The sequence below is a fragment of the Chryseobacterium sp. MHB01 genome, from assembly GCF_034651565.1.
Taxonomy (GTDB): domain Bacteria; phylum Bacteroidota; class Bacteroidia; order Flavobacteriales; family Weeksellaceae; genus Chryseobacterium; species Chryseobacterium nepalense.
Map to the genome: position 1 here is coordinate 1 of NZ_JAYEDA010000012.1, position 26,806 is coordinate 26,806.

22 protein-coding genes are annotated in these 26,806 nt (G+C 36.7%); 15 read left to right on the forward strand and 7 right to left on the reverse strand.

Annotation, left to right across the window (positions count from 1 at the left end):
• Positions 1 to 160: 160 nt before the first annotated feature.
• The 4 genes from U9K52_RS17045 (at position 161) to U9K52_RS17060 (ending at position 8,018) form a co-directional block, all read left to right on the forward strand.
• Positions 161 to 1,087 carry a tyrosine-type recombinase/integrase gene (locus tag U9K52_RS17045; protein WP_089757283.1) on the forward strand — a complete coding sequence of 309 codons (927 nt, stop codon included), beginning with the start codon at positions 161 to 163 and terminating at the stop codon, positions 1,085 to 1,087.
• Between the two features lie 101 nt (positions 1,088 to 1,188).
• The gene (locus U9K52_RS17050; RefSeq protein ID WP_322927494.1) at positions 1,189 to 4,047 is read left to right on the forward strand and encodes a type I restriction endonuclease subunit R; all 2,859 of its coding nucleotides are present in this window, start codon (positions 1,189 to 1,191) and stop codon (positions 4,045 to 4,047) included.
• A 78-nt stretch (positions 4,048 to 4,125) separates the two neighbouring features.
• Positions 4,126 to 6,567 carry an AAA family ATPase gene (locus tag U9K52_RS17055; RefSeq protein ID WP_322927495.1) on the forward strand — a complete coding sequence of 814 codons (2,442 nt, stop codon included), beginning with the start codon at positions 4,126 to 4,128 and terminating at the stop codon, positions 6,565 to 6,567.
• On the forward strand, positions 6,567 to 8,018 hold the full coding sequence (locus U9K52_RS17060; protein WP_322927496.1) for a 5-methylcytosine restriction system specificity protein McrC: 1,452 nt from the start codon (positions 6,567 to 6,569) through the stop codon (positions 8,016 to 8,018). Before U9K52_RS17055 ends, U9K52_RS17060 begins: the two co-directional genes overlap by 1 nt.
• A 37-nt stretch (positions 8,019 to 8,055) precedes the next feature.
• Here the strand turns inward: U9K52_RS17060 and U9K52_RS17065 are convergent, their stop codons facing one another.
• Entirely contained in the window at positions 8,056 to 8,412 is a 357-nt protein-coding gene (locus U9K52_RS17065) for a hypothetical protein (RefSeq protein ID WP_322927497.1), read from the reverse strand.
• 62 nt (positions 8,413 to 8,474) lie between these two features.
• On the opposite strand from U9K52_RS17065, the gene U9K52_RS17070 reads away from it, so the two are divergent.
• From U9K52_RS17070 to U9K52_RS17080, 3 genes are all read left to right on the forward strand, one after another.
• On the forward strand, positions 8,475 to 8,732 hold the full coding sequence (locus tag U9K52_RS17070) for a DUF1294 domain-containing protein (RefSeq protein ID WP_322927498.1): 258 nt from the start codon (positions 8,475 to 8,477) through the stop codon (positions 8,730 to 8,732).
• 368 nt (positions 8,733 to 9,100) lie between these two features.
• Positions 9,101 to 10,906 carry a translational GTPase TypA gene (typA, locus tag U9K52_RS17075; protein WP_322927499.1) on the forward strand — a complete coding sequence of 602 codons (1,806 nt, stop codon included), beginning with the start codon at positions 9,101 to 9,103 and terminating at the stop codon, positions 10,904 to 10,906.
• Between the two features lie 796 nt (positions 10,907 to 11,702).
• Positions 11,703 to 13,295, forward strand: a complete 1,593-nt coding sequence (locus U9K52_RS17080) for a glycoside hydrolase family 10 protein (RefSeq protein ID WP_322927500.1) — start codon at positions 11,703 to 11,705, stop codon at positions 13,293 to 13,295.
• Positions 13,296 to 13,521: 226 nt separating this feature from the next.
• Here U9K52_RS17080 and U9K52_RS17085 read toward each other — a convergent pair whose 3' ends face one another.
• Positions 13,522 to 13,848 carry a winged helix-turn-helix transcriptional regulator gene (locus tag U9K52_RS17085; RefSeq protein ID WP_248393732.1) on the reverse strand — a complete coding sequence of 109 codons (327 nt, stop codon included), beginning with the start codon at positions 13,846 to 13,848 and terminating at the stop codon, positions 13,522 to 13,524.
• 114 nt (positions 13,849 to 13,962) lie between these two features.
• On the opposite strand from U9K52_RS17085, the gene U9K52_RS17090 reads away from it, so the two are divergent.
• The 7 genes from U9K52_RS17090 (at position 13,963) to U9K52_RS17120 (ending at position 20,070) form a co-directional block, all read left to right on the forward strand.
• Complete coding sequence (locus U9K52_RS17090; RefSeq protein WP_322927501.1) at positions 13,963 to 14,736, forward strand: SDR family oxidoreductase; 774 nt, start codon at positions 13,963 to 13,965, stop codon at positions 14,734 to 14,736.
• 122 nt (positions 14,737 to 14,858) lie between these two features.
• Positions 14,859 to 15,047 (forward strand): hypothetical protein, encoded by a 189-nt coding sequence (locus U9K52_RS17095; RefSeq protein WP_248393730.1) that lies wholly within the window; start codon positions 14,859 to 14,861, stop codon positions 15,045 to 15,047.
• Positions 15,048 to 15,206: 159 nt separating this feature from the next.
• Complete coding sequence (locus U9K52_RS17100) at positions 15,207 to 15,758, forward strand: ferritin (protein WP_248393729.1); 552 nt, start codon at positions 15,207 to 15,209, stop codon at positions 15,756 to 15,758.
• A gap of 205 nt (positions 15,759 to 15,963) precedes the next feature.
• The gene (gene ychF / locus U9K52_RS17105; protein ID WP_263602898.1) at positions 15,964 to 17,055 is read left to right on the forward strand and encodes a redox-regulated ATPase YchF; all 1,092 of its coding nucleotides are present in this window, start codon (positions 15,964 to 15,966) and stop codon (positions 17,053 to 17,055) included.
• A gap of 83 nt (positions 17,056 to 17,138) precedes the next feature.
• Positions 17,139 to 18,224, forward strand: coding sequence for a hypothetical protein (locus U9K52_RS17110; protein ID WP_322927503.1), 1,086 nt, complete (start codon positions 17,139 to 17,141; stop codon positions 18,222 to 18,224).
• Positions 18,225 to 18,269: 45 nt separating this feature from the next.
• The gene (locus tag U9K52_RS17115; protein WP_322927505.1) at positions 18,270 to 19,217 is read left to right on the forward strand and encodes a helix-turn-helix transcriptional regulator; all 948 of its coding nucleotides are present in this window, start codon (positions 18,270 to 18,272) and stop codon (positions 19,215 to 19,217) included.
• Between the two features lie 88 nt (positions 19,218 to 19,305).
• Entirely contained in the window at positions 19,306 to 20,070 is a 765-nt protein-coding gene (locus U9K52_RS17120) for an SDR family NAD(P)-dependent oxidoreductase (protein WP_263602901.1), read from the forward strand.
• Between the two features lie 462 nt (positions 20,071 to 20,532).
• Here the strand turns inward: U9K52_RS17120 and U9K52_RS17125 are convergent, their stop codons facing one another.
• The 5 genes from U9K52_RS17125 to U9K52_RS17145 form a co-directional block, all read right to left on the reverse strand.
• Positions 20,533 to 21,681, reverse strand: a complete 1,149-nt coding sequence (locus tag U9K52_RS17125) for a methionine aminotransferase (protein ID WP_312173694.1) — start codon at positions 21,679 to 21,681, stop codon at positions 20,533 to 20,535.
• Positions 21,682 to 21,771: 90 nt separating this feature from the next.
• Positions 21,772 to 22,191 carry a DUF1573 domain-containing protein gene (locus tag U9K52_RS17130; protein ID WP_263602903.1) on the reverse strand — a complete coding sequence of 140 codons (420 nt, stop codon included), beginning with the start codon at positions 22,189 to 22,191 and terminating at the stop codon, positions 21,772 to 21,774.
• A complete protein-coding gene (locus U9K52_RS17135) occupies positions 22,184 to 22,867 on the reverse strand; it encodes a hypothetical protein (RefSeq protein WP_263602904.1) in 684 nt (227 codons plus the stop codon). Before U9K52_RS17135 ends, U9K52_RS17130 begins: the two co-directional genes overlap by 8 nt.
• A 122-nt stretch (positions 22,868 to 22,989) precedes the next feature.
• Positions 22,990 to 23,178: a hypothetical protein gene (locus U9K52_RS17140; protein ID WP_263602905.1), complete on the reverse strand. Its 189-nt coding sequence runs from the start codon at positions 23,176 to 23,178 to the stop codon at positions 22,990 to 22,992.
• 483 nt (positions 23,179 to 23,661) lie between these two features.
• Positions 23,662 to 24,411, reverse strand: coding sequence for a DUF6261 family protein (locus U9K52_RS17145; protein WP_322927506.1), 750 nt, complete (start codon positions 24,409 to 24,411; stop codon positions 23,662 to 23,664).
• Between the two features lie 480 nt (positions 24,412 to 24,891).
• Between U9K52_RS17145 and U9K52_RS17150 the strand changes: the two genes are divergently transcribed.
• Positions 24,892 to 26,757 (forward strand): DNA topoisomerase IV subunit B, encoded by a 1,866-nt coding sequence (locus U9K52_RS17150; protein WP_248393723.1) that lies wholly within the window; start codon positions 24,892 to 24,894, stop codon positions 26,755 to 26,757.
• Positions 26,758 to 26,806: the final 49 nt, after the last annotated feature.

Sequence of the window (26,806 nt, forward strand, 5' to 3'; positions counted from 1 at the left end):
CCATTCCCCTTCAAACCCTGTAAATCTAAGTTTTGGTAATTTATTAGGAAAGAAAGTCATAATTATCTCCTTTCCGCACATTAAGGAGAAATTTATCCACTAATGTTAAATTCATAACTTTTAGGATTTTAAATAATAAATCATTAAAATCAAAAAAATTATGACAAGAAAGAAAACATTGGCAGAAATCGCTGAACTATGGAAGAATGACAAAAAGCTGTATGTGAAAAAATCAACTTTTTCGGCTTATGTGCTGTTACTGGAAAATCATTTGTTACCTGTATTCAAAGACTATTCCGAGATTGAAGATGAAGATGTACAGAAGTTTGTATTTCAAAAACTGGAGCAGGGATTAAGTCAGAAAAGTATCAAAGATATTCTCATTGTTTTGAAAATGGTGCTGAAGTTTGGGGCAAAGAATAAATGGATTGAGTTTATCAATTTTGATGTGCAATATCCTACAGTTAGGGAAACGCATACGATTGAGGTATTAAGCAGAACGCATCAGAAAAAAGTAATGAGCTATATTCAGGAGCATTTCACCTTTAGAAATCTGGGTGTTTATATCTGTCTTTGTTCGGGAATGCGGATTGGTGAGATTTGCGCCTTAACCTGGGAAGACATCGATACGGATAACGGAATTATTAATATCCGAAAAACCATTCAGAGAATTTATGTGATTGAAGATGGAGAACGAAAAACAGAATTGTTGATTGACACGCCTAAAACGAAAAACTCTATCCGTGAAATTCCGATGAGCAGAGACCTATTGAGAATGCTAAAACCTTTTAAGAAAATTGTCAATCCTGCTTTTTATGTGTTGACCAATGATTCTAAACCTACAGAACCGAGAACTTACCGGAGTTATTACAAAAATCTGATGCGTTTTCTGGAAATTCCGGATATCAAATTTCACGGTTTGAGACACAGTTTTGCAACCAGATGTATTGAAAGCAAATGCGATTATAAAACCGTAAGTGTTTTGCTCGGTCATTCGAATATCAGTACGACTTTGAATCTGTATGTGCATCCAAATCTTGAACAGAAGAAAAAAGCAATTGACCAGATGTTTAAAGCGCTAAAATAGTTGTAGTTATCATTGATAATTTCTTACATTTGGAAAAACTATCAATCACTTTGTCAGAACTCACACTTCTGACAAAGTTTTTAACCAAAAACTCAAGCCGAATGTCAAGTCAGCCGGAATATATTTTAGAGCAGAAATTAGTAGAACAATTACAACAGTTAGGTCACAAAAAAGTTACGATACGTAATGAGGCAGACCTTATTAAAAATCTAAAGACTCAGCTCGAAATTCACAATAAAAAAACATTCTCAGATACTGAGTTTGAAAAAATCCTCAATCATCTTTCCAAAGGAAATGTTTTTGAAAAAGCAAAAACATTACGTGACCGTTTTCATTTTTTTAAAGATGACGGTACTTCCGAATGGATTGAATTCATCAGCCAGGACCATTGGTGTCAGAATCAGTTTCAGGTAACGAATCAAATTGCTCAGGAAGGCAACTTTAAAAACCGATATGATGTAACCATCTTAATCAACGGATTACCTTTGGTACAGATTGAGCTGAAACGCCGAGGACTGGAAATGAAAGAGGCTTTCAATCAAATCAACCGTTATCATCATCAGTCTTTCAATTCTGGAAGTGGATTGTTTAATTATGTTCAGTTGTTTATCATCAGTAATGGAGTCAATACAAAATATTATTCCAACAATGCAAAGCAGACTTTTAAGCAAACGTTCTTCTGGTCTGATGAACACAACAATAACATCACGCAACTTGACCATTTTGCTCCTGCATTTCTAGAGCCTTGCCACATTGCAAAAATGATTACCAAGTATATTGTTCTGAATGAAACGAATAAGATACTGATGGTTTTAAGACCTTATCAATACTATGCGGTTGAGAAAATTGTTGACAGAGTTAGGAACACCGACAAAAACGGTTTTATCTGGCATACAACAGGTTCAGGGAAAACATTGACTTCCTTTAAAGCCAGTCAGATTCTGAAGGAAATTCCCAAAGTGGAAAAAGTTGTTTTTGTGGTTGACCGAAAGGATTTGGATTACCAGACCCAAAAAGAATTTGATGCTTTTGAAAAAGGAAGTGTGGATGCCACTGAAAATACAGCACATTTAGTTAAACAACTTTCAGACAATACAAAATTAATTGTAACCACTTTACAGAAGTTAAATACTGCCATTACAAAGGAAAAGCACGGCAATAAAATTGATAAACTGAAAGACAAAAAAGTAGTTTTTATTTTTGATGAATGTCACAGAAGCCAATTCGGAGATACACATCAGAATATTAAAAAGTACTTTAAAAACGCCCAAATGATTGGCTTTACGGGAACTCCGATTTCTGAAGTGAATTCAATTGGGAAAATAGACGGAGCTCCGGCAACAACCAACAGATTGTTTGAAGATTGTCTGCATAAATATGTCATTACAGATGCCATTCGGGATGATAATGTTTTGAAATTTTCGGTGGAATACGTTGGAAGATACAAGGAAAAAGAAGGAAGCAATACTTACATTGATACGGATGTTGAAGCAATCGACACACAGGAACTTCTTGAAAGCCCGAAACGTCTTGAAAAAATTGCAGATTATCTTATTGCAGAATACGGAAGAAAGACGCATAATGGTACTTTTAATGCAATGTTTTGTGTAAGCAGTATCGATGTTTTGCAAAAATATTATGACCTTTTTCAAAAGAAAAAAGAGGAAGGTAAACATCATTTAAAAATTGCGACTATTTTCAGTTATGGAACCAATGAAGAGTCTAAAGATGCCAATGGAATCTATGATGAACCCGAATTCGGAATGGTTGCAGAACCGCAGGCACAATACGGAGATTCTCATAGCCGAAATATATTAGAAAGATATATTGGTCATTACAATGAAATGTTTGGAACCAACTTTACGACCAAAGACAGCCAGAGTTTCTACAATTATTATAATGATATTGCTAAAAGAGTCCGCAATAAAGAAGTTGACTTAATCATTGTAGTGAATATGTTTCTGACAGGATTTGACAGTCCGCAATTGAACACTTTATTTGTTGATAAAAACCTGAAATACCACGGATTGATTCAGGCATTCTCCCGTACCAACAGATTGTTAGGCGAAAAAAAATCACAAGGAAATATTGTCTGTTTTAGAAATCTAAAATCTGCAACCGACGATGCTGTGACTTTATTTTCCAACAAAGAAGCGATTCAGGAAATTATCATTCTGCCGATTGAAGATTATATTGAACTTTTCAATTCAGCTTTGAACAGTTTAAAGATTGTTGCCCCTGAAATTGACAGTGTCAACAGTTATCAGACCGAACAGGAAAAGTTTGAATTTATCACTGCTTTCCGCGAAATGATGCGTGTTCTGAATGTTTTAAAATCATTTGCTGATTTTGATTTTGATAAATTGGAAATGACCGAATATGAATTTGATGGTTATAAAAGCAAGTATCTGGATATTTGGAATGAAACAAAACCACAAGGAGGAGAAGGAAAAGCAAGTATATTAGATGATGTTGACTTTGAGCTAGAATTGATTCATCGTGATGAAATTAATGTAAATTACATACTATCTCTTTTAGCCAACCTTGCCGATTCAAATCTGAAAGGAGATAAATTAGAAAAAAAGAAAAAAGAAATCAGAGATATTCTTTCCGGAGACGCCAAATTGCGAAGCAAAAAAAAACTCATAGAAAAATTCATCGAAGAAAATCTACCTCATATTTCTGACGGAGACAACGTCAATGAAGAATTTGAAAAATACTGGAATAAAGAAAAAAACTCTGCCTTTGAGAAAATCGCTACCGAAGAATCATTGAATAAAGATAGATTCAGAGATGCTATTGATGATTTTCTTTTTACTTCCAAAACTCCTAAAATAAGTGACACTTTAAAACTTCTGGAAATAAAGCCAAAGCTTACTGAACGCAATAATATCGGAAGAAGAATTATTCAGAAAGTGCAGGATTTTGTGGATGTATTTATTGATGGGGTGGCGAGTTAAAATAATATAATTATGACTTTACGGTTTTCCGTAATTTTTTGATATCAATATTGCTATTTTTGACTATTACTAATAACTATGAACCAAGAACTTTTTCAAAAAAAATGGAATCAATACAAGGAAGAATTTTTTAAAGACTCTTCGATATACGACGAGAAATATAAATGGAACGTTTTAAAGCAGGTTTCAGATAAATGGAATTGGAATGTGGATGATAAAATCACAATGTTTAAAGAAGCTTTTGAAGTAAAAGGAAGGAATAATCTGTGGACAAGCATTAACTATTACCCGACCACAATGGCGACCTGGTTTTTCAATGATTTTCCGGATGAAACATTGGCCGCCTTTGAAAACCTGTTTGATGAAGAGGCAGACCTGCTTACACGTCTCAATGATTTCAAAAAATATTTTGATAATCAGCTTACATTACTTCAGGCTAAATATCCGGATAAAAAACTCAATTATCACAGTCAGGACATCCGGTCGATGTCGCTTTATTTATTTTTGCAAAACCCCTCAAAGTACTCGCTTTTTAAATTCAGCTTTGTTAAGATTTTTGCAGAACAGTTGGGTATGGGCTTTGTGAAAAAAGGACAAAACCATAATTATATTATCTATCTTGAAATTCTCAATCAGATTAAAGAAATAATAATTTCTGATCCATTCATTCAGCAATATCGGCAAAACAATACTGAGAATAATCTTTATACAGATGAATCTTTGCATTTGCTGATCCAAGATTTTATGTATTGTTCGGTTACTTACAATCATACTTCCAAAAAAAGATACTGGCTTTATTCTCCAGGAGAATCTGCATACAAATGGGATGAATTTTATGATCTCGGAATTATGGCTTTGGGATGGGATGAACTTCAGGATCTAAACAGTTATTCAAATGGAGATGAAATTAACAAAGCTTTGTACGATGCCTACGGAGGGAATGTAAATAAGTTTAATGCTACCATTGCAAATGATGAATTTATCAATTCAATGAGTATAGGTGATATCATTATTGTTAAAAAGGGAAGAAAACAACTGGTGGGATTTGGAGAAGTTGGCTCAGATTACTATTATGATGCTGACAGAGAGGATTATAAACATGTCAGAAAAGTTGAGTGGAAAAAGAAAGGAGAATGGAATATAGATCAACACATGGTTGTAAAAACGCTAACTGATATTACAGGATACGACTCCGGGTTAGATGATGGCAAAAAATATTATGAATATTTACTTTCAATGATGAATAACAATTCAACAAAATATGAAAATGAGCATATTGTAAATTTGCTCCGATACAAAAGACAAATCATCTTACAAGGTCCTCCGGGAACTGGGAAAACCAGAGAAGCAAAGTTAATTGCAAAGGAAATGTTAGGATTAAAGTCTACTGATGACTTAAAAAACAACGAACAATTTAAAATCATTCAGTTTCATCCAAGCTACACCTATGAAGACTTTGTACGAGGAATTGTGGCAGAATCAAAAGGTGATAAAATTGAATATAAGAATGACAATAAAATTTTAGGAGAGTTTGCTGATGCAGCGTTTAAAAATTATTTAGATTCAAAGAAAATCCCGGAACAGATTTCAAAAGAAAACTGGGTAAATACGCAGTATATTAAGTTTAAAGAAAGCATACAAAAAGAAATTGAGACCGATAATGAGGTGTTGATTAAAGAAGGAACAAAACCTAAGATCACTTTTGTTGAAGATGATTCCCTGAGAGTGAATCGTTACAGTAACGAAAACGATTCGGTACTAGTTAAAGATTCAGATATTATTAATGGTTATATAGGGTTGTATTTATCTGAAATGACAAGTAAGATCAGAGACAATGAATTGTTGTCTAAATCTGCAAGAAGCGGAATGTACTATCTTTATCAAAACCTGGTAGAAAAGTTTAAAAAGTATCTTGATGAAAATAATTTGCAGTACAGTGTCACAAATGAGACTGAAAGAATAGAGAAAAAACCATACATTCTTATCATTGACGAGATCAACCGTGCCAACTTATCCTCGGTTCTTGGCGAATTAATTTATGCATTGGAATACCGTGGCGAAGAAGTTGAAAGTATGTATTCGGTGGATGATTCATTAACGAAAAATAAACTTATCCTTCCACCCAATCTCTACATCATCGGAACCATGAACACCGCAGACCGCAGTGTAGGACATATTGATTACGCCATTAGAAGAAGGTTTGCGTTTGTGGATGTTATGCCTGAGAAACTACAGGATAATGATGAAATCTATTTTAACACAAATGATTTTACTAAAATTTCTGCACTGTTCAATAAAATCAATGTAAGTAAGGAGTTTGAAATTGATGCTGTACAGATCGGTCACAGTTATTTTATTGTAAAGAAAGAGGATGCCATAGATGAGGTAAAAAGAAATGAGTTATTCAAAATGAAAATGGATTATGAAGTGAAGCCTATTTTATTAGAATATGTGAGAGATGGGATTTTAATTGGTATATATGAAGAAAAACCAATTAAGGATTATATAAAATCTTTGTAATGGGCATTTTCCTTAAAGAACATATTGTTTCTAAATTAAAAATCACCAGTGATAACAATCTTTTGATTGCTAAACGAGGAAATTACCTCTTACACACATCAGAAGAAAAACTGGGGATCATTCCTCGTATTTTTAAAAAAGAAAGAGGAAAAGATTATCCTTGTTACAGACATACTATTACCGAAAACGAGATTAAGATTATTTCCGATTATTTCGTAGGAATTGATTGGCTCACTAATGATAAAAGTCGCTTTATTCAGGTAGAGCCAAAGCTTAACGACAAGGTTGTAGAATCTTTTGAATATGTTTCTGATATCGACAATGAAAATATTTCTGAAGACGAAATAAATAAGCTCAATACAAAGGCTAAAGACGAAATTAAACATTCTTCAGGAGAAAAGGAAGTTGATGTCATCGGAATGCTCATGCAGATTATGTCTCATCCCGAAGTATCAAAACATACGAGAAATTTACTGTTTGTAGATTGGGAAGATAAAGAAATTGAAATAACTCAAAGACAGGATTTACTGACCCCTTTTCTGGTAGTTAGATTCCTTAATTTATTAAAAGACATTGTAAGGAAAGGATTAAAAAAATCATATTATAAAAAACAGGAAAATCTTAGAAACAGGGTTAAAGGTAAAATTTTAGTTGGGCAACAGATTAAACAGAATGTTTTTAAAAACAGGTTGACGAACACCGTCTGCGAATATCAGGTTTTCGGAGAAGATTCACTGGAAAATCGTTTTTTGAATAAAGTATTTGTATTCTGTACCAGTTACTTAGAGAACAATAAGATCTATTTTAAGGAAGATAATGAAATTTTTTGGCTGATCAATTATATTCGCCCTTCGTTTGAGCATATTGGATATGAGATCAATGTCCAGGAGATTAAGAATTATAAGCATAATCCTTTTTTCAAGGAATACAAAAAAGCTATAACCATCGGACAGCAAATCCTAAAAAGATTTTCTTATAATATTACTAAAACGACTGAAGAAAAAATTTCTACTCCTCCGTTTTGGATTGATATGCCGAAAATGTTTGAGTTGTACGTCTATGCCCAATTGTCGAAACATAATCCTGAACTCCAGGCAAAAGATTTCAATTATCAGTTTTCAACCCATGGCAATGCTTTGGACTTTTTGATTTGTACTGTTGATAAAAAAATTGTTGTAGATGCTAAATATAAACTGCATTATAATTACAGTCAGGTTCATAATGATATAAGGCAGGTTGCAGGGTATGCAAGATTAAAAAAAGTAAAAAATCAAACCCCTCAATTAAATGAAGAAATAGAATGTCTGATTATTTATCCAAAACCAATTGGTAGTATTTCTGAGAATAATTTGAATTTAAATTCATTACAATGGGATGAAATTAAAGCTTACCACAAAGTTTATAAAATAGGGATAAATTTACCGGTGATAGAGTATAATGAATTAATATAGATGTCAGAGATTGCTTCGCTCCGCTCGCAATGACCCATCAATTCACCACCCCATCCCCAAAAATCTTCACACAATACTCAGTCCCCAGAAACCTCGGATCCCCATGCTTCTCAGACCAGAAGCCATCGAGCACATCTTTGTTGATCCAACGGTAAACGGCAATGCCTTTATAGATCTTTTGGTCGTCACCTTCGTAGCGGAAGTTGATGACTAAAATGCCGTCTTTGTAAAAGCCGGTGCCGTGCTGTTCGTGGTCGCCGATGAGCCATTCGGCGATGATGCGGTTGTTTTCGTCGAGGGATAAGGTCAGGATTCCCTGGTAGGAACTGCTGCCTGCTTCCTCCTGGTTGCCGCCCTGAATGGCATAACTTCCTGCGAGATCCTGTATCGTCATAGATTATATTTAGAATGCAAAGGTAAAAAATCAGGCTCATTTTTTTGTCTTAGATTTGCAGCATGTTTTATGGAATAGCCGTCATCAGCATTATCACGTTCATCATCTTCGGAATCGATAAAAGAAAAGCGGTGAAGCACCAGCGGCGAATCCCGGAGTCCACCTTGTTGTCCCTGACTTTCTTAGGCGGAACGGTAGGAGCTTTACTGGGAATGCTCGTTTTCAGGCATAAAATTTCAAAAAGATCATTTCTACTAAAGTTCGTATTAATAGTACTGTTGCAGGCTCTGTTTATCTATTTTATCTTTTTAAATGCATAACCATAAACCAAGCTTCGACGTAACCAAATGTTGGACTATTCAAATAAAGAGTTCTTAAAGAAAAAAATCAAAGATGTTAAACTGTTGTATTCTTTTACCTGTTGAATAACTTTATCAAAATCTTTATTTCTTTTGCGGTAAAAATTAATTAGGCAGTATAAACAAGAGCTCCCGGCTTATTAAATATCAAAGATATTTTTAAACTCCTTATAAAATCTTAATGTTAAAAATCAGCATTATAAAAGTTAATCTTTAAACACTATTATATAAATTTACAAAACACCCTCATTATGAATTTGTTAATTAACACAACTTATTAGCAAGTATTTCATTAAAAATCACTACTTTTGCACCCGTAAAAATCTTTTATGCAAAACATTAGAAATATTGCGATCATCGCACACGTTGACCACGGGAAGACCACATTGGTTGACAAGATCATCCACGCTACCAATATTTTCAGGGAAAATCAGGAGAGTGGGGAGTTAATTATGGATAACAACGACCTTGAAAGAGAAAGAGGAATCACGATCTTATCCAAGAATATTTCTGTTACTTATAAAGACACGAAAATTAATGTAATCGATACACCGGGTCACGCCGATTTCGGGGGAGAGGTAGAAAGAGTATTGAAAATGGCAGATGGGGTAATCCTTTTGGTGGATGCCTTCGAAGGACCGATGCCACAGACCAGATTCGTACTTCAGAAAGCACTGGAATTAGGATTGAGACCATTGGTGGTTATCAACAAAGTAGATAAGCCGAACTGTCGTCCGGATGAGGTTCACGATCAGGTATTTGATCTGTTCTTCAATTTGGATGCTACCGAAGAACAGTTGGATTTCCCAACATTCTACGGATCTTCAAAACAGGGATGGTTCAATACTTCACTGGAACAGACCGAAGATATCCTGCCATTACTTGACGGGATCCTAAAATATGTTCCGGCTCCGAAAGTAACCGAAGGTAACCTTCAGATGCAGATTACTTCCCTGGATTATTCTTCTTTCTTAGGAAGAATTGCTATCGGGAAAGTAACAAGAGGAGAGCTTAAAGAATCCCAGTGGATCGGACTGGCTCAGGCAGAAGGTAAAATTGCAAAAGGAAAAGTTAAAGAACTATACGTTTTCGAAGGATTAGGAAAGAAAAAAGTAACTGAAGTTCAGGCAGGAGATATCTGTGCTGTCGTAGGTTTCGACGCTTTCCAGATCGGAGACTCTTTCGTGGACCTGGAAAATCCTGAACCGTTGGAAAGAACGGCGATCGATGAGCCTACCCTGAACATGACGTTCTCTATCAACAATTCACCTTTCTTCGGGAAAGACGGTAAATATGTTACTTCTAACCACCTGAAAGAAAGATTAACCAAAGAATTGGAGAAAAACTTAGCACTAAGAGTACAGCAGACAGATGATGCCAACACATTCCTTGTATTTGGTAGAGGGATTCTTCACTTATCGGTTTTGATCGAAACCATGAGAAGAGAAGGGTACGAAATGACGATCGGTCAGCCACAGGTTATCCTTAGAGAAATCGACGGAGTAAGCTGTGAGCCTTACGAATCTTTGGTAGTAGACGTTCCTGAAGAGTATGCTTCAAGAGTAATCGATCTGGCTACCCAGAGAAAAGGAGATCTTCACATTATGGAAACGAAAGGCGAAATGCAGCATATGGAATTCGAAATTCCTTCAAGAGGTCTGATCGGATTGCGTTCCCAAATGTTGACGGCTACGGCTGGAGAAGCAATTATGGCACACCGTTTTACAGAATACAAGCCTTTCAAAGGGGCTATTCCGGGAAGAAACAACGGGGTACTGATCAGTAAAACACAAGGTCCGGCTACAGAATATTCCATCAACAAACTACAGGACAGAGGTAAGTTCTTCGTAGATCCGGGAGAGGAAATCTATGCAGGAATGATTATCGGAGAACAGAACAAACCGGGTGACCTTGTGGTAAACATCGTTGAAGCAAAACAGCTGAACAACATGAGAGCCGCAGGTAAAGATAAAGATACCGGTGTTGCTCCGAAAATCTTATTCTCACTGGAAGAATGTATGGAATACATCCAGGCTGATGAAGCCATCGAGGTAACTCCGAATTTCATCCGTATGAGAAAGAAACTCCTTTCCGAAGAAGAAAGAAAAAAAGTGGAAAGATCAGCAAAAGCCTAATCCCACTTTCACTAATATCAAAGCTCCGAATTCCGGAGCTTTTTTTGTTTAAATAATACCTACATAAAATCTGCGCCATCCGTTAAATCAGCGGGAGAATAAAACTTAGCTTTCTTTCTGTAGCATTTTATCTCTTTGCGCTCTTCGCTGAGTGAAACGCCTTTGCGCCCTTAAAAACATTTAGTAGTTAAAAAAAACTTTTCGCTCTCTTTGCGTTAAAAATACATTACGATATCAAGATGCTTCCAGCATGACAACCTCCCGATAAAGCAAAAGTTCTCAGCATATTCACAAGCTTAAACAATTTACAGAATAAGATCTGCACCATGAGTTAAATCAGCGGGAGAATAAAAACTTAATTTGCTTTCTGTACCATTTCACCTCTTCGCTGAGTAGAACGCCTTTGCGTCCTTAAAAACGTTTAGTAGTTAAAAACTCTTTGCGTCCTTTGCGTTAAAAACATTTCGATATCAAGATGCTTACAGCATGACAACCTCCTGATAAAATAAAAGCTCTCAGCATATTTACAAGCTTTAAACAGTTTACGGAATAAGATCCGCTCCATCCGTGAAATCAGCGGGAGAAATTAAAATACATTACTTTCTAAAATTCTCTGCACTCTTCGCTAAGTAGAACGCCTTTGTGCCCTTAAAAACACTTAGTATTCAAAAAACTCTTCGCGCACTTTGCGTTTAAAAATACATTACTACTCAAAAAAATCTTTACGTTCTTAGCGTTTAACTAATTTTATTATCGTAATTTAAATCAACAAATAAATTAATGTAGTTTTGCAGATATGAGAATAAATTACTTAAAACTAATCATATTATCAGGAGTTTTTACATCATTCATGGCTTGTTCCACACAGAATAATGCAGTAAAAGCTTCCACACCTTCAAAAAATACCGCTAAAAATAAAACTTCACTACCAGCCGGCCCAAAACCGGAAGCTGTAATTCCGCCCGATGAAACCTTCAGGACGGTGCTCCCTGAAATTAAAAGAGAATTCCGCGGTGCCTGGATTGCCAGTGTGGCCAACATCAACTGGCCTTCAAGAAATAACCTTTCCGTTGATCAGCAGAAGGCAGAGGCGATCAGCATGCTGGATATGCTGAAAGATAATAATTTCAATGCCGTGATCTTCCAGGTGAGACCTTCCGGCGATGCTTTGTACACCAGTAATATCGAACCTTGGTCCTACTTTCTGACGGGTAAGACCGGAACGGCGCCTTATCCCAATTATGATCCGCTGCAGTTCTGGATTGAAGAAGCCCATAAAAGAGGTCTCGAGCTTCACGTTTGGCTGAATCCTTACCGTGCCCATCATTCCAACGGAGGAACGCCCAACAGTTTGTCAATGGTGAATAAACTTTCGGACATTGTGATCAGATTGAAGAACGGAATGTACTGGTTTGATCCTGCTAATCCGAAAACCCAGGGCCACGTTTCCAATGTAGTGAAAGATATTGTAAAGCGTTATGATATTGATGCTGTTCATTTTGACGATTATTTTTATCCGTATGCTACCTACAACAAAGGAGCAGATTTTCCTGATAATGCAAGCTGGAACGAATATCTCAGAAACGGAGGGACATTATCAAGAGCAGATTGGCGAAGGGATAACGTAAACAAATTTGTGGAAAGGATCTATAAGGAAATCCATGCTGAGAAAAACTATGTCCGGTTCGGGATCAGCCCGTTCGGAATATGGAAACCGGGTTATCCGCAGGGGATTGTAGGATCCTCTCAGTATGACGAATTATATGCTGATGCTAAATTATGGCTGAATAAAGGCTGGGTAGATTATTTATCGCCCCAGCTGTACTGGCCGGTAGAATCAAAAGGGCAGCCTTTTGAACCTTTATTGCAATGGTGGAAATCAGAAAATACCTTAAACCGTCATCTCTGGCCGGGATTGAATACCGTGGAAATAAGATCTTCTGACCGTCCTGCAGAAATTAAAAATCAGATTAATATTTCAAGACAGGTGTTGGGAAATAATGCCGGCGAAATCCATTGGAGTATTGCCGGGCTCACCAAAAATCCGGGCATGCTTCCGGCACTAAAGAACGGACCTTATAAAGAGAAAGCTCTGGTTCCGAAGACACCTTGGCTGAAAGCGATACCTTTACAGACACCAAGCCTGTTCATTAATGATAACGGAAGTTTTATACAGGTAAGCTGGAGTACAAAAAATATAAAGGAGGTTTTCCAATGGGTACTTTTTACGCAGTACAACGGTATTTGGGAAACCGAAATCCTGACGCTTGATCAGCTTTCAAAAGAAATTCCGAAGTCTAAAGACGGAAAAACCTTAAGTGCAGTTGCTATAAAAGCTATCGACCGGTTAGGAAACGAAAGTGATTATACAGCAAAACAGATTAAATAAGTACTGAAGCTGTCTCAAAAATAGTAGTGAAGAATCTTAAACTTTTATTGTAGAGATTCTTCGCTGCTCTCAGAATGACAACTATAACACAATCATCTGCGAAATCTGCGGGCAATAAAAAAAAATCATCATTTCGCTTTGCTCTATTCAGAATAACAAAAAAAACACACGATCATCTGTGGCCATCTGAGAAATCTGTGGTTGAAAAAAGATTCTTTTTCAATAATCAGATCACATATTCAACGCCCCATTTATGCAGTTCGTTAATAATAGGTTCTAATTTTTCGCCTTTTGTCGTTAAAGTATACTCAACCGTTGGGGGAACCGTTGCAAATACCTCTCTCACCACAATTCCGTTGGCTTCCATATTCTTCAGTTCTTTCACGAGCATTCGGGTACTGATATTGGGAATAAGCCTTTCCAGTTCACTGAAACGTTTTTTACCGGTGAACAGTGCATAAATGATGGACATCGACCATTTTCCGCCAATAACGCCCAGTATTTCCTGAAGCGCACATTTTTCTTCAGCATGTTCTATATTTTTTTTAACCATAACTGATTGATTGTGTTTAATCCTTTACTTTTTGTTATTACTATACATTGGTGTAACTACTTGCAAAAGTAAAGTATTGTAATTTACTTTGCAACTCATTTAAACAAAAAAAATATGAATCATTCATTAAAAGAAATGGTTGCTCTGGTAACAGGAGGAACAAAAGGCATTGGCAAAGCGATCGCCGATCGTTTAAGCAATTCAGGTATTCAGGTAGTAATAACAGCCCGTAAAGCTCCTGCAGAAAATAAAGAAGGACAATATTTTATTCAGGCAGATCTTGCTGAGCCTGAAAGTGCGAAAATCATTGCTGCGGAGATTCTGGAAAAATACGGGAGAATAGATATTATCGTTAATAATGCGGGAGCCAATTTAAGTCCGGGCGGAGGTTTCAGTACACTTTCCGATGAGCACTGGAATAATGACTGGCAGACGAATTTTATGTCGGTGGTACGGATCAACAAAGCATTATTGCCGGTAATGATCGAACAAAAAAGCGGAGTGATTGTAAACATTTCTACGGGGGCGGCGAAACTGCCGGTGTGGGAAATGACCATGTCATATTCTTCCGCAAAAGCAGCACTGAACGCTTACAGTAAAGCATTGGCCAATGAAGTAGCCGCCCATGGAATCCGTGTTAATGTAGTATCGCCCGGATTGGTAGAGACACCGCTCATGCTGGAATTCATTCAGAATATGGCGCAGTCATCTTCCGTTACGCCGGAAGAAGCTTATCAGTCAGTCATGGAAAAGCTGAATGTTCCGATGGGAAGAATGGCTGAACCTGATGAAGTTGCAAGTCTTGTCGCTTATCTTGTTTCCCCTGAAGCGAAATACATCACAGGCGTCAATTATTCGGTTGATGGCGGTGCTTTACCTACGATCTGATATTTAAAATAAATGACGGAAAGAAATTCCCCTCCTTTGGATGGATGGATTCGACCACAGGGAGAAGACGGGGTGGTTCTGTAAAGTTGAATTGTAATAATAAAAGTCAAATATTGAAATTAATGACTTTCACCCTAGCCCTGATTGTAGTGAAAATCCTTTTTGCATGTTTCGACAAGCAAAGCCTGACAGCGGTGGGTGCAAAAAGATTGCAACGGAAAGCAGGAAAAAGCTCCCTAAAAAGCATAAATAGACAATTCAGCGAAGTCAGAAATCTTCGGAGACTGAAAAGCGTTGCTGGTAAAAACTGACGATCCATGAGTACAGAAGTTTAGAATAACTATAAATTGGTTGTGTAAAATTAAGATATTCAATGTTTTATAAATACCACAAAAACAAAATAGGGTGATCAAATCTTCTCGGAATCATTTTTGCATCGTATTGATTCATAATCACTAAAAATATGAATTATGAATACCAACAGACTTTCCGAAGCGATGGAAAAAGCGCTTAGTGATCAGATGAATAAAGAGATCCATGCATCACATGTTTTTTTATCTTACGGAATTTGGGCAGATGATAAAGGATACCAGGGAATTGCCAATTTCCTTTACAGACACGCGCAGGAAGAAAGAAACCATTCCATCAAATTTATGGAGTACGTTCTGAACAGGGGAGGAAAACCGAAAGTGGAAGCTATACCTGCTCCACCAGCCGATCCTGAATCTCTTACCGCATGTTTTGAAGGCGTATTCAAACACGAAGTGGACAATACGACTGCGATTTACAGACTGGTAGATATGGCATTAGAGGAAAAAGACTGGGCGACATGGAACTTTATGCAGTGGTTCGTTCAGGAACAGATCGAAGAAGAAACCCTTGCGATGAACCTTATGGATAAACTGAAAATTGCAGGTGGCGACCGTGCTACTGACGAGTCTCTGTTTACTTTAGATAAAACGCTGGAGAATGCACCAAACGATGTTCCGCTTGCTCAGGAAGCGACGGGTGACAATCCATAAAACAATTCCGGTGAATTCAATACATTAAAATCTGTCAGGTTGCTGGCAGATTTTTTTATTATGAAACTCCCTTTAAAATCACTATCTTTGCACACTCATAATTCAAAGATTATAGTTTCGGGTTTAATTTGATGTTTATATAAACTTTAAGCCTAACTCTAAACATTAAACCTTGAATTTAAACATTAAATTTGAATCTAACGTTATGAAATGTGGAATCGTAGGCTTACCGAATGTAGGTAAATCAACTCTTTTTAACTGTCTGAGCAACGCAAAAGCCCAGTCGGCCAACTATCCTTTCTGTACCATTGAACCCAACCTGGGAACAGTTTCCGTACCGGACCAGAGATTGTTTGAGCTGGAAAAAATAGTAAAACCGGAAAGAGTTTTGCCGGCGGTTGTAGAAATCGTGGACATTGCAGGATTGGTGAAAGGAGCGAGCAAGGGAGAAGGACTGGGAAACCAGTTTTTGGCCAATATCCGCGAGTGTGAAGCCATTATACACGTATTAAGATGTTTTGATAACGGAAACATTGTACACGTAGAAGGTTCCGTAGATCCGTTAAGAGACAAAGAAATTATCGATATCGAGCTTCAGTTGAAAGACCTTGAAACCGTTGGAAAAGCGGTTGAAAAAGCTAAGAAATTCATTAAATCCGGAAAGAAAGAAGATATTCTGACGTATGAAACGCTTCAGAGCCTTCAGAAATTTTTGGAAGACGGTAAAAACGCCAGAGAATTTTCAACGGATGATTTTACTAAAACAATCATCGGAGAAGTTCAGCTGCTGACCAATAAACCGGTTCTTTATGTTTGTAATGTGGATGAAAACTCCATTAAAAACGGAAACGAATGGATCGGCAAAATTGAGGAAATGGCTAAAAACGAAGGAGCGGAAGTAGTGGTATTGGCTGCTCAGATTGAAGCAGATATCAACGAACTGGAAACCTACGAAGAAAGAGAGATTTTCCTTGAAGAATTGGGACTTACAGAACCGGGTGTTAACCGTCTGATCAGAAAAGCTTATGATCTGTTAAAACTTCAGACCTATTTTACGGCAGGAGTTAAGGAGGTAAGAGCCTGGACGATTGGGCAGGGATGGACGGCGCCTCAGGCGGCTGGAGTAATCCACACCGATTTTGAGAAAGGTTTTATCCGTGCAGAAGTTATTAAATATGATGATTATATGCAGTACGGTTCCGAAGCGAAAGTAAAAGAAGCCGGAAAACTTTCTGTTGAAGGTAAAGAATATATTGTGAAAGATGGCGACATCATGCACTTCAGATTCAACGTATAAGAAAATATTAAAGTTAGTTATAGAAAAACGCTTCCGATCTATTTTGGGAGCGTTTTTTGCATTCATGTCCGAAACTTTTATTCATGAAGCTTATATATTTTCTCGCATTTATATTCCTTTTTTCGTGTTCGGAAACTGTGGAAGACCGTTGCTTTGCCGGTTTGAAAGAGAAATTAACTTTCTATCAGGAAAAAAAGCCCTTTACCATAGATCAGATCCTGGAGAATAAACCGGATTATCTTGAAATTATACATCTTAAAAAATACCGGTCCTTTAAACAAGATAGTATTGAATCAATACACCGTTATGAATCCGATGAAGTTCAGGAGGAAAGATGGAAGGCGCATCAGAAAGAGTATAAAGTATTTAAAGATTACTTTTCAGACCAATTTTCTTTCTCTCAAAAACAGCAGGTCGGAAACAAACTGTATGCATTAGGAACAAATAATCTTGGCTTCTGGCTGCTTGCTATTGAAAATAACAAAGCTTCCGCATACTTTTTGGGTCTGAGTTTTAGTCATTATTATATTAATACTATTCAGCAAAAACCCATTATCAACGGTGGTTTTCTTGAATTGGAAGGTAGTCTCGTAAAAATCGTGAAGGTTCCCGGATTGCCTGGATATGATGACTATTCAGCGATCCGTGACGGTAATTTATTCAGAATAAATTTAAAAGATCTTATACAAGATACGGATCATGATGGCTACAATGATATTTTTGAGAAATGCTTTGGTCTGAACCCTGAAAGCAATGATACAGATGGAGACGGGATTTCTGATTTTGATGACCTTAATCCCATGTTCATATCTTCGAAAAATAAGTTTACCAAGCTTTATGAATTATTGATGCCTCAATATGGAGACACTGAAGGTAATTTAAATAAAATGCATTACACATTCACTGTTTTTGAAAATGATTGCGATTACTTTCACCAGGTCAGTACGGATTACAGGGTTTTATTTATACCGGAAAACGACAATAAGAAAACCTATTATGTGAAGATGACAGATGTCACAAGCGATACGATTTCCAAAATAAAGAAAGATAAAAACAATCCGGATCAATATTATATCTCAAAATCAGGCAGCAGTTATGAGCGTGACTATTCTGCAGAATACAAAAACGGGAAATGGGAGCTTGAAATGATCGGAGGAATTGACATTTAATTTTATATTCAATATTTCGTACATTTGAATTATACAAATTTAGGTATGGAAAAAACAGCACATACTTCCTATGCATCACTGGACGATTTTTACCGTGAAATGACTTCCAAGCTGGGAACGGATATCGAAAGTATATTTCCCAAAGGCCTGCATAAAGAAATCGGGCATTTCAATGTATTTGATATTGCGCAGACCATAGAAAAGGTGAAGCTTACTTCCGAAATGCCCTATAACAGGAGAAAATATTATAAGATAAGCCTGATAAGAGGAAGAAACAGAGCGGAATACGCAGATAAAATCATTCAGATAAAAAACAATGCTTTATTGTTTGCAACTCCGAAAGTTCCTTACCACTGGATTCCCGAAGACAATAACCAGTCAGGAAGTTTTTGTGTATTTACCGAAGATTTCTTTATTAAAGATAAATCATACAACACCCTTGAAGACCTGCCAATCTTCCAGCCCGGAAATATTCCTTTATTTGAAATTGATGATGAATTGGCAGACGAAATCGAACAGCTGTACCGGAAGATGAAAAAAGAAATAGACTCCGATTATATTTTTAAATATGATCTGATCCGGAATTACGTGCTGGAGCTTATTCATTACGGACAGAAACTGCAGCCTGCCTCAAAATTATCAACCTCCAATGATGCTTCTCTAAGGGTAGTTTCCCTCTTTATCGAATTGCTGGAAAGACAGTTTCCCATCGAGTCCTCCGACCAGAGACTACAGCTGAAAACTGCAAAAGATTACGCCGACAGGTTAGCGGTTCATGTGAATTATTTAAACAAAAAATTAAAAGAAAGCACCGGTAAAACCACAACGGAAATCATTGCGGAAAGAATTGTGCAGGAAGCGAAAATTATGCTCAGGCAAACCCGCTGGAATATCTCCGAAATTTCTTATGCTCTGGGTTTTGAAGAGATCGCCCATTTTTCCAACTTCTTTAAAAAGAAAACTTCACTGGCACCTATGGAATTCCGTTCGTGATTTGAATTTTGCAAATTTCAGTTTGATTAAAGCAAACGGTCGAGGCCCGAAATAGCTGAACTTTGTTTCATCAAAAAAATAAAACATAATGGAAGCAAGAACAAAAATTGCATTAGTTACAGGCGGAAGCCGTGGTTTAGGAAGAAATTCAGCAGTTAAGATCGCTCAGAAAGGCCTAGATGTCATTATCACTTATAACAGCAACAAAGAAGAAGCGGACAAAGTAGTAAGTGAAATCCAGGCATTGGGAAGAAAGGCCATTGCTTATCAGCTCAACACGAAAGATACAGGAAGCTTTGACGCTTTTGTAAAAACGGTAGGAGATCATCTTGAGGAAAATACAGGCAGCAGAAATATCGATTTTCTGATCAATAATGCCGGAACAGCACTGTATGCACCGATTCCTGATGTTACCGAAGAGCAGCTGGATGATGTGGTTGATATTCACTTCAAAGGCGTATTTTTCCTGACCCAGAAATTTTTACCGTACATGAATGATAACGGAGGAATCATCAATATTTCTTCAGGCCTGGCTCGATTTGCATTACCGGGATCTTCTGTATACGGCTCGATCAAAGCGGGCGTTGAAATGTTGACAAAGTATATGGCTAAAGAGCTGGGTCCAAGAAAAATTAAAGTAAATGTTGTGGCACCGGGAGCGATAGAAACGGATTTCGGAGGAGGAAGAACAAGGGATGATGAGCATATTAATGCCATGGTTGCAGCCAATACAGCTTTAGGAAGAGCAGGATTACCGGACGATATCGGTGGAGTGGTGGCTTTCCTCTGTACTGAAGATGCTGGATGGATCAATGGCCAGAGAATTGAAGCGTCCGGCGGAATGTTTTTATAATAATAATTAAAACGGGTGATTGAGGTTCTCAAAATCATCGGTTTTAAATTGGTAATTGATACTGTCAAAATCACCAATTTAGAAAAAGAGGCCCTGAAACTACACTATCGCCTGTGAAAATCCGTGCAACGCGTGGAAGTTTTAACCACAAAGTCACAAAAGCTTTTTAAACACATGAGCCACATTAGATGTAGGGATAAAGTTTTGCGTATATTTTAGAACACATAAGTTTTTAAAAAATCATTGATTTTTTTTCTGATGTGGTCTACAATATTTTCAACAAATCAAAAAATTTTCTGTGACTCTTGTGTAAATACAATTCTATGTGAAAAGCCTCAGGTTCATCGGTGGCTATTATTCTCGAAATTTGTGGCTCAGGTTTTCGGAATCACAAAAAAAAGTGACTGAGGTTCTCTGAGTCACAAAAAAGGTGGCTGAGGTTCTCGAAGCCACCTTTTTTATTTATATTTTACACAAATTGTCGATTGCTTTTTCCAACGTTTCCTGTTTTTTGGCAAAGCATAGTCGGATCACATGTTCGTTCCGCTTATTTTGATAAAAAGATGAAAACGGAACGCTGGCTACTTTATGAGTAATGGTAAGCTCCCGTGCAAAATCAATATCCCTCTTATCGGATATTGCATCATATTTCAAAGCCTGAAAATACGTTCCTTCACAATCCAGCAGCTCAAACGAAGTATTCGATAATCCTTGTCTTAAAAAATCTCTTTTTTCCTGAAAGAAGGCGCTCAAACCCTTGTAATGATCAGGGTTTTTCATGTATTCTGCCAAAGCAAGCTGCATCGGTGTATTAACAGAGAAAACATTGAACTGGTGCACTTTTCTGAATTCATTCATCAGGTTTTCCGGAGCGGCGCAATATCCTGTTTTCCAGCCGGTCACATGAAACAGTTTTCCGAAAGAAGCCACCAGCAGACTTCTTTCTTTCAATTCCGGGTATTTGCAGATGCTTAAATGAGGTTTCCCGTCAAAAATTATATTTTCATATACTTCGTCACTTAATATAAGAATGGAGGTGTCTTTAACAATTGAAATCAGTTGCTGAATGTCATATTCTTTTAAAATTTTTCCGGCAGGATTGTTAGGATTGTTGATGATGATCATTCTTGTTTTTTCCGTAACCAGATTCTTTACGGTGTTCCAGTCGATTTCATAATCCGGGGCTTTCATTTCAAAACGTTTTACAATGCCACCAAAAAGCTCAACCGTAGGTTCGTAGCAGTCGTATGCGGGTTCAAAAATAATCACTTCATCATCTTTTTTTATAAAGCCTGCAATCGCCGTAAAAATAGCCTGCGTACCTCCTGCGGTAACCGTGATTTCCAGATCCGGATGATAAACTGCCTGATGGGCATTCTCGATTTTTTTGGCGATTTCTTCCTTTAGACCGATCATTCCGCCCATCGGCGCATACTGGTTAAATCCTTTTTTGATAAAATGATCAACATAGTTTAACAGCTCAGGATCCGGCATGAAATCCGGGAATCCCTGTGACAGATTGATGGCTTCATTTTCATTGGCCAGCTGTGTCATCTGGCTGAATATGGTTGTTCCTACGTTGGAAAGCTTTGACAGTGGGAGTTGTATCATGAAAGTCTTTTAGAATACCGAATTTAATTCAAAATTTTTAATATTAGGATATACAGTTGTATTTTGACTTAAATAGTGTCAAAGATTTAGTTATTTAACAATTCCCTTCAAAGTCAAAGGTAATATTGTATCGAATTTTGAAATGCTTTTATCTGTTATTAAAAAAAACTTTTTAATAGTAGCTCCACTATCATTATACTTAGTAGGATCATATTTAATTTTTATAAAAACAGTATCATTTTTAAAGTAAAGCCCTTTTTTTACATTGCTTTGAGTACAATCACAACCTTCTTTTACTCCATATACTTTCAAACTATCATATTTAGAATTAATATACCTGAAAGTATATTCATATATTACGTTTTTATTTTTATCAAAAGTACCAAAATCATGTATTAAATTTTCTTTGTCTCCGTTAAAAACTACTTTTTCAGAAGTTTTATAGGTGAGCAAACATAAAATTATTAATATTAAAAAGGCAATAATAATATATAGATATTTTTTATTCACTGGTGTTTTTTCTTTTTTTAATGTAAACCTCTAATCCCATCATTACATTAGTGTACGCTCCAGATTTTTTTGAAAGACTAAATGCTCCCCAACCAATTTTTTCATCGTAGCGAGTGTAGGTTAATATTTCATTATAAGTTGTTAATCTAACGGAAGGACCAATGTTTTTATCTTTAACCCCGTCATGCAGCCACTTCACAGCGACCAAAACTCCTTCTTCAGGAAAAGAAATATGGTAATTTTCAACATTAATTTTTACATTAGTTCTTTTTCTGTTTTTGGGAGTATAGATAATTTGTTGAGTATTTAACTTTTCACCCGGCTCACCGGTTAAAGCATTAATTTTGTAAAAATTAATCTCTAAGTCAACAAGTTTATAGTCGGAATCTGTTTTATGTAAGAATAAAACGACATTACTTATTCTACCTTTTTGTTTTAAATTATTTTCAAACCTAAGCCCCATTTCGTAGGAAGAAGGAGAGTTACCAATTGCTAATCGACTGTTAATTTCTTGTTTTAACCCATATGCATAATCTATTTTCTCATAATCTTTGTCATTGATTACAACAGTCTCTATATCTGTATATTTTTCCGTTAAGGTATCTTTTTTGAATTCTTGCTGAGCATTAATAAATAAACTCATCGTAATTAGAAAGACTTGTAGTATATTTTTCATTATTCTTAATTATAAAAGCAGCTACCTCAAAACTGCTATATTGTATTTATATCTGAAAATTATTCTTTTTTGAATAATTTTCAAATTTATTTTGAGGTAGCTTTAGAGTTATGAATCAGCTATTATGCAAACCCAGGTCCGCAACCAATAAGCCTTGGTTCTTCTTCCCATTCGATTAAACCCCACAATATACTATGAGTTACAATCTGGTAGTAACATCCTGCGGAATCTTTCCAGATGTAGCCACCTGTTCTTGCTTGTATTTGATTGTTTGTTAAAGATGCACTTGCCATAAGTGCAAAAGCTGACATAATAACTAGCTTTTTCATGTTTTTAAAGAATTTTAATTTTTTTTCACCTACTTATTTTGTTTAATTCTTCAACAGAGAGATTTTAAACTTTTCTTCCAAAAGCAAAATATATCATGCTTATTTAAGAAGGCTGGTTTTCGGCTCGTCCTGCCCGTTTTCAATATTTTATCAGTCTGTTCGGTTTTTTAAAATTTTCTGTGCTGTCCTTTTAATACGCAAAATAAAAACGGAACATCTTTAAAATATTTTCAAGTATTTCGTCTCTTATTATTTAAATCACTTACTTGTAAAAGAAAAGAAGCTCACGCAGGCGTTTTGATTTCGGAGATTTCCGAAGACCCATTCCTTTAGGCGGGCTCATTTCGGAATTTCCCGACCCTGTTATCCTTTTGGCGGGATACCTTCGGAGAATTCCGAAAGCCTGCTCTTGTCGGCGGAACGGCTTCGGCTGCTCCCGATACCTTCTTCCCTTGGGCGGTAGCTCTAGGAAGGCGTTTGCGGAGATTCTGGGTTTTGGTCTTCACCTCCGCTTTCTTCCGTGCTGGTATATTTGGTAACGGCAAGATTATATTGATTTACCAGGCTGCTGAGCTTTGCAATTAACTGATCGTATTCTGTACTCGGGGTAAGCAAAGCATGGGCTTCTATATGCTGTTTCAGCGTTCGGTAGGCTTCTGTAGATATTATTCTGGCATTAGCCAGTACGCATGTTTCTACTTCCGAAAGCTGTACGGTTCGGGCAACATATTTGTCATTAAAATTTTGGTTGGAAGTTTTTAATTCATTTACCCAGGCAGTGAGCTGCAGCTGGGAAATTTTGTCGCTGTGTTTTTCTTCCCACTCTGCCAGGATGCTGTTGATGGTTGCCGTTTCCAGCTGGTACCGAAGCTTGTAAATACGTTCCCCGAAACGGTTGAGAATGTCTAAAAGAGCAAAAGCATTGTTTTTAATGATAGGATCGAAGTGGTACTGCCATGCCTCCAGCATCATTTTGATGCCAATAACGGCGTTGTCTCTCTGAGCATCCAGCGCTTGGATTTCTGGTGTAATATCACTGCCGGTATAAGGCAGATAGGCATTGTTGAAATTTTGTGCTGCTGTTTGCAGGGCTGTTCGTTGATTGCCCAGATTTAATTGGTTGGCAATGGTTTGAGGTAATAATTCCAATACATTGTTTACAAATTGTAAAAAGTCTCCATTGCGGTACTTTTCCAGATTGGCGGTTGTAATCATAAGTGTTTTATTTTAAAATTGAATTGTAAATTTAAAAATTTTAGATAAGCAACCAAATTTAAAATTCACTTTCACTGGAGATATTTTTGTTTTTTTACAGCTTGTATTAATTATAAGGTATTATAAACCAAGCTAATATCGGAAAGTAATCAAAAGATTCAATAGTTTTCTTCAAATTGTTACTTGTAAGTTATATCTATAAATAGTTTACAAAATTTAAACATTATAACAATAGTTTATTTTGGATGTTTATTTCAATTTGCCAAAAGCAGAGTTGAAAATTCCACAATATTATCTTATTTCCTGATTAAAGTTTTAATTAAATTCGGTTTATTATTTTTTTATTTTGTGAAATAAAGTAATTACAGGTTTGTACTTGTAAAACCGTGGATTTTCAGCAAAATATTCGTGAAAAATAATGTAAAACCTTCGGATATATTTCTTCAATTTCGTATTTTTGTATGTTTGCTGAAATTACATATGTCACAAGAAATAAATCCAATCTATTCCGAAGATAATATCAGAACCCTCGATTGGCAGGAACACATCCGTTTGCGCCCCGGAATGTACATCGGGAAGCTGGGAGACGGTTCTTCTGCCGATGATGGTATATACATTTTACTTAAAGAAATACTGGACAACTCCATTGATGAGTTCAGGATGAAATCCGGTAAAAGAATCGAAATAAAAGTAGATGACGGTAAGGTTACCATCCGTGATTTCGGAAGGGGTATTCCACTTGGAAAAGTAGTGGATGCTGTTTCTAAAATGAATACCGGGGGTAAGTACGACAGCAAAGCTTTCAAAAAATCCGTTGGTCTGAATGGAGTAGGTACAAAAGCGGTAAATGCACTTTCCGAATATTTCCGCGTCCGCTCATTCCGGGACGGGAGGTTAAAGATGGCTGAGTTTTCCAAAGGAATGATCACCGAAAATTACGATGAAAAAGATACCTCAGACCGAAACGGAACCGAGATCTCTTTTATTCCGGACGGCGATATTTTCCTGAATTTTAAATTCAGAAAAGAATACATCGAAAGAATGCTCCGGAATTACGCATACCTGAATCCCGGGCTTAAAATATTTTTCAACGGCGAAACTTTTTATTCCGAAAACGGACTTAAAGATTTGCTGGAAGAGGAGCTGGAAAATGAAACACTTTATCCTATCGTTCATCTGAAAGATAATGATATCGAAGTGGCAATCACGCATACGGATAAATCCCAGACGGAAACGTATTTTTCTTTCGTTAACGGGCAGAACACTACGCAGGGAGGGACGCATCTCAATGCTTTCCGTGAAGCTTATGTGAAAACAATCCGTGAATTCTTCAATAAAAATTTCGACGCTTCGGATGTCAGAAAATCAATTGTAGCGGCAATTTCCATCAATGTGGAAGAACCTGTTTTTGAATCTCAGACCAAAACAAAACTGGGTTCAAATGATATCGGACCAAACGGGCCTACCGTAAGAACTTTTGTAATTGATTTCCTGAAGAGTAAACTCGATAATTTTTTACATAAAAATCCTGAAGTAGCGGAGGCTATTCAAAGAAAAATTTTAATTTCCGAAAGAGAAAGAAAAGAACTTTCCGGAATTCAGAAGCTGGCCAGAGAACGGGCTAAAAAAGTTTCCCTTCACAATAAAAAGCTTCGGGATTGCAGACAGCATTACAATGATCAGAAGAATGAAAGAAAAGGGGAAACCCAGATCTTCATTACAGAAGGGGATTCTGCATCAGGATCCATCACCAAATCCAGGGATGTAGAAACACAGGCCGTATTTTCATTAAAAGGTAAGCCTTTAAATTGCTACGGATTAACGAAAAAAGTAGTGTATGAAAACGAGGAATTCAATCTGCTGCAGGCTGCCCTGAATATTGAAGAAAGCTTGGAAGACCTGAGGTACAATCAGGTGATTATCGCCACGGATGCCGATGTAGACGGGATGCACATCCGCCTGCTGATGATCACATTCTTTTTACAGTTCTTCCCGGATCTTATCAAAAACGGACACCTTTACATTCTCCAGACCCCGTTATTCAGGGTAAGAAATAAAAAAGAAACAAGGTACTGTTATTCTGAAGCGGAAAGAGTTAAAGCGTTGAATGAATTAGGGAAAAACCCTGAAATAACACGATTTAAAGGTCTGGGTGAAATTTCCCCGGATGAATTCAAGCATTTTATCGGGAAAGACATCCGTCTGGAGCCCGTAGTGGTGGGAAAAGATCAGACGATTGATCAGCTGCTTGAATTTTATATGGGTAAAAATACACCGGACCGACAGGTTTTTATTTTGGAAAACCTCGTTGTAGAAGATCCTGAGATTGATAAAAAAGAAGTATGAGTTGAAATATTGAAGATGAAAAAATAAAATCGATAAACCACAAAAACAC